The following is a 6,660-nucleotide window of genomic DNA, read 5'->3' as shown; positions in this document are numbered from 1 at the left end:
CTGGTAATAGAAGATTTATCAGCAGCAAAGCGTATTTATCTCTCGGAAACTACATTCAAGACGACAATTCTCCCGATAAATTTTCCGATATGTACGCGACAATTGGATATTATTTATCCAATATCGGAATGAAATTGGATTTCATCCAGATGTCTACATCATGGAGAGGATCAAACACTTTTATAAAATTCACAATTTCGAACATGGCTAGATCAGGACTTTTATTTGAAATATTAGACGAAATTTTGGTAAAAAATGCCACATACCCAAATGGACCACTACCACCTCCCCCAATATCTTTCGAATAAACAATTAGATTTCTAAAATTTGATATGTATTAGATGGATTTTGACTAAATCACATCAAACTCATCCCCCAGCGCCGCCCGCAGCTTGTCCAGCGCCTGCGCCTTCAACTGGTGCACACGCGGCACGCTGACTGACAGCACCTCGGCGATTTCCGCCAGGTTCAGTTCCTCCACGAAATAGAGCTGGATCACCATCTGCAGCCGCTCCGGCAGGCCGGTAATCGCCGCCACCACCGCCCCGCGCGTCTGTTCGTCGGCCAGCAGTTCGAAGCTGTCCGGCCGGTCGTCGGCGAAGGCCATGTCGCTGTCGGAATAGGTATCGTCGATGGGCTCGAAGCGCATCGGTTCGCTGGAGGCGCGCAGCTCGCCGAGCGCGGCGGTGGTCAAGCCCATCGCTTCGGCGAGTTCGTCCTCGCTCGGCGCGCGGCCCAGTGTTGTCGTCAGGCTCTGCGCCGCGCCCGCCACCAGCTTGCGCCGGTCGCTCGCCGCGCGCGATAGCGGGGTGGAGCGCCGCACCAGATCGACCATCGCGCCGCGCACGCGCAGCTTGGCATAGGCGGCAAAGCCGTCCTCGGTCGGCCCGTTGTGCTTCTGCGCGCATTCGGTGAGCGCGACGAGCCCGGCCTGAATCAGGTCGTCGATCTCGAACCCGGCGCGGCCCGATCCGTGGACGTGCCAGGCAAGGCGGCGCACCATCGGCAGGAAGCGGCGGATGCGGTCTGCCGTCCCGCCCTGATAGGCGCGCGCGGCGGCAAAGCTGCGGTGGTCATGGTTCATGCGGCAAGGTCCTGTGGGGGCAATGCGGTTGGATCAGGGTGTGCAGCACCCACCACTTCGATCACTTCGATCGGCTGGCTTGGCGGCAGTTCGGAAATCGAGAGCACCGCGCATTGCGGCGCACGCTGGCGCAGCAGCGCGGCAAGGGCGCGGCGCGCGCGCGGTTGCACGATCAGCGCAACCGGCTGCGCACCCGGTCCGCGTTCTGCGATGATCGCGGCAATGCGTTCACCGATGGAGCGCGCGAGATCGGGCTCGATCACCGGCTGGCCGGTCACGGGATCGTGCATCCCGCCCACGATCATGCCTTCAAGCCCGCCGTCGAGCGTCAGCACGGCCAGCCGCTCGCTGGGGCCGCAGATGCGCGAAACCAGCAGCCCGCCCAGCGACGCGCGGACCAGATCGACCAGCTTGTCGTGGTCGGTCGTCTGCAGCACCGCTTCGACCAGCGCGGAAAGGATCGGCAGCGGGTGCGCGATGCTCACCCCGTCTTCCAGCAGCGCGTGGAACAGCCGTGTCATCGCGCCCAGCGTGATCGGCGCGGGGTGGACGGTCTCCACCAGCCCCGGCGCGCGTTCACGCACGCCATCGAGGATCGCGCGGACTTCATCCGGCCCAAGCAGCGCCTGCGGCCGTTCGCCCAGCACCTGATTGAGATGGGTGGCGACGACGGTGGAGGCGTCCACCGTAAGGAACCCTTCGGCAATCGCATGGTCGCGCTGGCCGGGCTCGATCCACAGCGCCGGGCAGCCGAAGCTGGGATCGGTCGTCGCATCGCCGCGCAAGGAGTGCTGCGGATTGGCCTCACCGGCATCGATCGCCAGCACCTTGGCCGCCTGAATGCTCGCCCCGCCCAGCGCCACGCCGCCCAGCACGATGCGATAGGCGTCGGGCATCAGGTCCAGACTGTCGCGCACGCGGAATTGCGGCACCACGAAGCCGAAGCTCTGCGAAAGCTGTTTGCGCACCCCGGTAATGCGCGCGACCAGCGGCGCACCGCGCTTCTCATCGACCAGATGGACGAGGCCATAGCCCAGCTCGATGGTGACGAGCGTGTGGTCGGAAACTTCCTCCAGCGTGATCTTGGCGGGGTCCACCTGCTCCACCACCACCGGCGGCGGGACGGCAAGGCGCGCCTCGCGTTTCCTCAGGCTCCACCAGATCCACCCGGCCATGGCGGCGGCGGGCAGGAACACCATCTGCGGCATCGCCGGGATCATCCCGATCACGCCGAGAATGACGGCAACCGGCAGCCACGTGCCGGGTGCGGCAAACTGGCCGCCGATCTGCCCCGCCAGATCGCGCGTATCCGACACGCGGGTCACGATCACGGCGGCAGCAATGGAAAGCAGCAGCGAGGGCACTTGCGCCACCAGCGCATCGCCCACCGCCAGCGTGATGTAGCGGCTGGCTGATTCCTGCGCGGTGAGGCCGTGGCTCAGCATGCCGAGGCAGAAGCCCGCGATGATATTGACGCCGAGGATCAGCAACGCGGCAACCGCATCGCCCTTCACGAATTTGCTGGCACCGTCCATCGAGCCATAGAAATCGGCTTCGGTCGCCACTTCGCGGCGGCGCGCCTTGGCTTCGTCCGCGGTAAGGAGGCCCGCCGCAAGGTCGGCATCGATCGCCATCTGCTTGCCGGGCAAGGCATCGAGGGTGAAGCGCGCGGAGACCTCCGAAACGCGGCCCGCGCCCTTGGTCACCACCATCAGGTTGATGATCATCAGGATCATGAACACGAACAGGCCGACCGCGAAATTCCCGCCGATGAGGAATTCGCCGAAGCTTTCGATCACATGTCCCGCCGCCGCGCCGCCTTCGTGGCCGTTGACCAGCACAATGCGCGTGGAGGCCACATTGAGCGCCAGCCGCAGCAGCGTTGCGAACAGCAGAACCGAAGGGAACGAGGAGAAATCGAGCGGCTTCAGCGCATTCATCGCCGCCATCAGGATGGCCACGGACAGCGCGATGTTCAGCACGAAGAACCCGTCGAGCAGGAACGACGGGATCGGCATGATCATCAGCGCGATGAGGATCAGGATGCCGCCGGGAAGCGCCAGCGCGCCGGGCTGGCCGAAGCGTTTGAACATGGCCGGTCAGATCCCCAGACTGCGGAGCTGGCCATAGGCCGCGCGAACGTGGGCCGGGGCGGTGCCGGGCTGCGAGAGCGCAAAGGCATCACGCAGGGTATCGGCCATCGAGCGCGCGGGCGGCGCATCGGGCGCGTGGGCCGCCGCATTGAAGGCCTGCTGGATCGGTCCGCCCTGCGGCTGGGCCACGCGGGCAAAGACCGGCAGCGGCGCATCGGGCGCGTTCATCGCGCTCGTCATGCGGCCGCGCAGCAGATCCATCACTTCACCCACCGACCGCGCACCAGCGGGCCCGAAAAACACCCCCCGGTTCGCCGCCGCCGCCTTGGGCAGCAGCGCCGCCGCGCTTTGCGCAGGGTTGCTGCCGAGCGCGCCGAGGAAGCGGCCGGCCCCCTCCGCACCCAGAAAGTGCGCAAGATAGAGCTCGCTCGCATCTGGATCGCGGCCCAGCATGCCGCTCAGGAAATCGCGATTGTCGTTCGCCAGTTCGCCTGCCATCAACGCGGAAAGCTCCGGATCCGAACGCAGCGCGAGGAGCTGCCCGCGCGAGGCGGCATCACCGGCACCGGGCAAGCCATAGGCCGCGCCGTGCTTGTCCAGCATCGATAGCCAGGTCTGCCCGGTGAACTGATAGAGCCCCGCCGCGCTCGACGTTGCCGCGCGTGCCTTGGGGTCGAGCCCGGACTCCAGCCGCGCCTGCGCCATGAGATAGGAGAAATCGGTGCCGGTCGCCGCCGCCGCGCGCGCAATTGCGCCCCTTACATCCCTTGGGCGCACATCGGGCGCAGGGCGCTGGGCCGGGGTAACAGCAATCGTGGAAGGTTCGCTCACTGGAGTCCCTTTCTCGGCCACCGTCACGCGGCAGCCGGAAAGGGTTCAGCAAGCAGCGTGCCAAATCAGCGCGCGCGGCCGATCCGGGCATGGGGTGTCTGCGCTCGGTAGAGCGCGGGCTGGCCAGACAATGCATCGAGCCGCGCCGAGACGTTGGCCGCGATCAAGTTGCGCACGCGGCGATTTGCCTCGTTCACGCGGCGCGCAGCCTCCAGCAATCCGCGGCATTCGTCGTCGATCGCTTCCGGCGCAGCCGTGTCGAGGCGCCCGCAAAGGGCATTCTTGTCGACCGCGCAGCCCATGATCGCATCGACATCGAGCCCGGCAAGCGCCTGCCGTTCATCCTCCAGAACGGCCAGCATCTGCCGCAAGGTATCGCGCAGCTGGGTGGGGCGGCGGATCGACTCCACGGTATCGATAGCTGAATTCACTTGGGGCTCCTCAGCAGCATCCCGGCCGCGATCATCGCATCGGCGATCTTGGTCGGGAGCACGGGGTATGTGCCGGTTTCGATGGCGTGGCGGATCGTGGCGACCCGCTCCTTGTCGACAGGGGCAGCCCCCGCCTTCACTGCATCGCTGGTTTCCACCTGCGGAGCGGCTGCAGCGGCAGCCGGTGCCTTGGCGGTTTCCACCGCAGCTTCGGTCTGGACGGGCTTGCTGCCCTGGCCAACATTAGTGACCTGCCCGGTATTTGGCGCCGCGCTGACCGGGCGCGATGCACCGATTTCAAAGGATGACATGGTCCGCTCCTCGCGTTTCCTGCAAACCAGAACGGCGGCTTGAAGGAGAGTTTAAGCGGGGACGGAATTGTTTTGCCGCTGGCGGCAACGGATCGCAGGCGATTGCCGGTCCTGTCCTCAGTCCACCGGCAGTTCGACCAGCCCCGGACGCACCACGCGGGCGCGCAGCGGATCGGCCTTGGCGGCGGTCCGCACGCGGATCCAGTTGCCGACCGCGCCCGCATCGAGCGCTTCGCCCGGCTGCGAGACCGAGAAGCCGTCGCCAGCCACCATCACCGTCACGCCCTCACCCCGCATCACGGCCATCGCGGCGGGCGCAGCCGTGGAAGCGACCCGGTCCGCGCTCACTGGCACGAAAACGCGCCAACCGCCCGCATCGGGGCAGCGCACCAGCACGCTCGTCTGCGCGTTGCCGTACCAGGATAGCGCCAGCGGGGCCGCGCAGGCTGCCAGCCGCAACCGCCGGTCCACCGGCTGCGCCGCGCCGCCCGGCACGCCGATCTGCTGCCCGGTAAAGGCCGCAACGGCGCGGTCGATTGCGGCCAGATCGGTGAGCGGTGCTGCCACGGCAGGCATCGGAGCAAGCGTCAGCGCAAGGAGGGCAGCATGGCGGAGAGCAATCATGGCAAAGCGCTTTCACTGGGAGGGGCAACGCCGCACGCGGTGCAATCATCGTGCCACCTCACCCGGTCAAGTCACTGGGCGTCATAGGCAAGGACCACGCTGGCGGTGTCCTCGCGGCCCGGCTCGACCACGATGCGCGCCGAAGCTGCATGTACGCCCGCCTCCGCCACCAGCGCCTGAGCGTGGGTCAGGGCAGCTTGCTCGTGACCCGCGCGGTGGCGCACCAGGATCGAGACCCTGAGCCGCGGATCACGCGCCTGCTGGGCAAGCCATTCGGCCAGCCTTGGCATACCCGGCCCTTCGCGCCAGACACCGACCGGCTCCCCCTGCGCGGAGGGCGCAGGGGGCTTCACGGCGTTGGGCAGCAGCGGCGCATCGGGCGCATTGGCAAGCGCAGCAGCGGTCATCATGAACAGGATCAGCGCAAGATCGGCGAGGATCGTCTGCCACGGCATTGCGATCGGTGCGCCATAGAGGCCGTGCGGCGGCGCCGTCATGGCACCTCGCGCAAGTAGGCCCGGCGGACCGCGCCAGTGGCCGGCTGCAAAGGCGGACAGGCCGGCCCCAGCTTGGCGATCAGCCAGTCGGCGATCTCGCGCCGCGCGGCCTCCTCGGCCTCCACCCGCCGTTCCACCCCGCGCGATAACGGGGCCAGCACCAGATTGCCGAGCAGCAGACCGTAGAGCGTGGTCAGCACCGCCATCGAGATCGCGCCCATGAAGGCTCCGCGGGCAAGACCCTCGGCCGGCAACTGGCTCAGCGAGACGAGCGTTCCGGCAAGCCCGAACACTGGCGAGAGCTCTGCCCCGAGCGCCAGCGTGCGCACCGCGCGCATGGCGCGGGCGATGCGGGTCTCGCGCGCGGCATCATCACTGCTGACGAAGGCGGCGAGGCTCCGGGTCTGGATCAACGCAGCGAGCGCGGTGTCGAACGCAGGATCGCCGCTGGGGCGCAGGTTCGTGCGCAGCAGGCCCTCGCGTTCGGCCTGTGCGACCATCGGCGCCAGCGCACCGCGCACCTGATCCTCGCGAAATCGGCGCGGCCACAAGGCACTGCACGCAGCGCTGCAATCAGCCACGCCGCTGCGCAGCGCGGTTGCGCCCAGCGTTCCGCCAATGACAATGCCCGCCGCCACCGGGTCGAGCATGTGCGTCAAATCCATTGCTGCCGTGCCTCGTTCTCTTGCCTTCCAAGAACGGCACGGCGCGCCGGGACTTCAGTCCGCGCGGAAGCAATTTGCCGTCACCCGGCAAGCGGTTGCCGGATCACAGCCTGCGCGGAACGCC

The 6,660-nt window shown here is 66.8% G+C and carries 9 protein-coding genes; 1 reads left to right on the top strand and 8 read right to left on the bottom strand.

All coding sequences use genetic code 11. From position 1 onward, the window contains the following. The coding region (locus NSE01_RS21585; protein WP_218033302.1) for a hypothetical protein at positions 1 to 308 on the top strand (308 nt) is incomplete at its 5' end. A 44-nt stretch (positions 309 to 352) separates the two neighbouring features. Here NSE01_RS21585 and NSE01_RS18265 read toward each other — a convergent pair. The 8 genes from NSE01_RS18265 to NSE01_RS18230 form a co-directional block, all read right to left on the bottom strand. After that, positions 353 to 1,084, bottom strand: coding sequence for a sigma-70 family RNA polymerase sigma factor (locus tag NSE01_RS18265; protein WP_147161101.1), 732 nt, complete (start codon positions 1,082 to 1,084; stop codon positions 353 to 355). Continuing rightward, the gene (locus NSE01_RS18260; protein WP_147161100.1) at positions 1,081 to 3,177 is read right to left on the bottom strand and encodes a flagellar biosynthesis protein FlhA; all 2,097 of its coding nucleotides are present in this window, start codon (positions 3,175 to 3,177) and stop codon (positions 1,081 to 1,083) included. The genes NSE01_RS18265 and NSE01_RS18260 overlap by 4 nt, the downstream gene beginning before the upstream one ends. Positions 3,178 to 3,183: 6 nt before the next feature. Beyond that, positions 3,184 to 4,008, bottom strand: coding sequence for a lysozyme family protein (locus tag NSE01_RS18255; protein ID WP_246135285.1), 825 nt, complete (start codon positions 4,006 to 4,008; stop codon positions 3,184 to 3,186). Positions 4,009 to 4,073: 65 nt separating this feature from the next. Beyond that, on the bottom strand, positions 4,074 to 4,439 hold the full coding sequence (locus NSE01_RS18250) for a flagellar protein FlgN (RefSeq protein ID WP_147161099.1): 366 nt from the start codon (positions 4,437 to 4,439) through the stop codon (positions 4,074 to 4,076). Further along, positions 4,436 to 4,750: a flagellar biosynthesis anti-sigma factor FlgM gene (gene flgM / locus NSE01_RS18245; RefSeq protein ID WP_147161098.1), complete on the bottom strand. Its 315-nt coding sequence runs from the start codon at positions 4,748 to 4,750 to the stop codon at positions 4,436 to 4,438. Before flgM ends, NSE01_RS18250 begins: the two co-directional genes overlap by 4 nt. 117 nt (positions 4,751 to 4,867) lie before the next feature. Continuing rightward, positions 4,868 to 5,374 (bottom strand): flagella basal body P-ring formation protein FlgA, encoded by a 507-nt coding sequence (locus NSE01_RS18240; RefSeq protein WP_147161097.1) that lies wholly within the window; start codon positions 5,372 to 5,374, stop codon positions 4,868 to 4,870. 71 nt (positions 5,375 to 5,445) lie between these two features. Continuing rightward, on the bottom strand, positions 5,446 to 5,871 hold the full coding sequence (locus NSE01_RS18235) for a hypothetical protein (RefSeq protein WP_147161096.1): 426 nt from the start codon (positions 5,869 to 5,871) through the stop codon (positions 5,446 to 5,448). Then, a complete protein-coding gene (locus tag NSE01_RS18230) occupies positions 5,868 to 6,536 on the bottom strand; it encodes a MotA/TolQ/ExbB proton channel family protein (protein ID WP_147161095.1) in 669 nt (222 codons plus the stop codon). Before NSE01_RS18230 ends, NSE01_RS18235 begins: the two co-directional genes overlap by 4 nt. Positions 6,537 to 6,660: the final 124 nt, after the last annotated feature.

Source organism: Novosphingobium sediminis (assembly GCF_007991615.1).
Lineage (GTDB): Bacteria > Pseudomonadota > Alphaproteobacteria > Sphingomonadales > Sphingomonadaceae > Novosphingobium > Novosphingobium sediminis.
Note: the sequence above shows the minus strand (reverse complement) of the source record. Positions and strands in the feature narration are given on the sequence as shown.